Source organism: Micromonospora sp. LZ34 (genome assembly GCF_052981855.1).
In genome coordinates this window covers 1-884 of record NZ_JBRIQN010000165.1, presented here as the reverse complement: position 1 = coordinate 884, position 884 = coordinate 1, and the positions used below count along the sequence as shown (strand labels likewise).

Here is an 884-nt window from a genome sequence, read left to right as displayed (position 1 = left end):
CTTACGCGGCAGGCACTTCGCCGTCTCTACCGAGCCTTCTCAACCCTCAAGATCACGGACACCGTGAAAGACCGAGGTTAGCCTGGCCAGGGCGTGTTCGACCTGGGCGCGTACCGTGCGGTGCTCCGTATTCAGCTCGGCCTTCCAGTCGGGTAACTGGCTGCCGTCGTGGGGCTTGCGGTACGGGATGATCACCTCGGGGTTGCCGCGGTAGCCGCCGTCGGCCATGACCGGCCTGCCGGCCAGCTTTTGGTCGATCCCGCTGGTGCGGTAGACGATGGTGTCGTTGCGGTTGCCCGGCTGCGGATCGCCGACGGCGATCACCAGCCTGCTGCTGGCATCGATAGCGACCTGCAGGTTCGTCGAGTAGCGGTAGTTCTTACTCGGCGCGGCCAGGCGGTGGTCCCGGGTCGGGATCAGGGTGCCGTCGACGATGGCGATCTGGTCGACCGGGCGCCGGCGGACTGGGGCCAGGGCCAGCAGCGGTCCGAGAGTGTCGATGACCCGGTGCGCGGCCGAGTGGGACACCCCGAACAGCGGGCCGATCTGGCGCATGGTCAGGTTGGTACGCCAGTACGCGGCGACCAGTAGCACCCGGTCGGGCAGGTCGAGGGCCCATTGCCGGCCTGGCCGCCCGTCGGCGATGGCGTCCCCGCCACGTTCGGCGACCAGGCGAACCAGCCGGCGGAACTGGGCCGGCTGCAGACCAGTGAACGGGAAGATCCACTCCGGGCGGGCTGCGGAGATCACCTGCACCCAGACATCCTCGATCATCGTCCTCAACGGACAGACGCCGGGGTTACGAGACGTCGTGCGCCACGAGCGCGGGAGGGAGCTGGTTGTAGGCAGAGCTCTTGAGCGCGGTGCTGTGCGAGAGATGAAGG

At 68.0% G+C, this 884-nt stretch carries 1 protein-coding gene; it reads right to left on the bottom strand.

The genetic code is table 11. The features are described 5' to 3' along the window. Positions 1-39: 39 nt before the first annotated feature. Positions 40-774, bottom strand: coding sequence for a transposase family protein (locus tag ACVCAH_RS37965; protein ID WP_447141027.1), 735 nt, complete (start codon positions 772-774; stop codon positions 40-42). Positions 775-884: the final 110 nt, after the last annotated feature.

Coding starts and splice junctions, on each gene's coding strand:
- ACVCAH_RS37965 (WP_447141027.1), bottom strand. CDS start 774: ATGATCGAGGATGTCTGGGTGCAGGTGATCTCCGCAGCCCGCCCGGAG.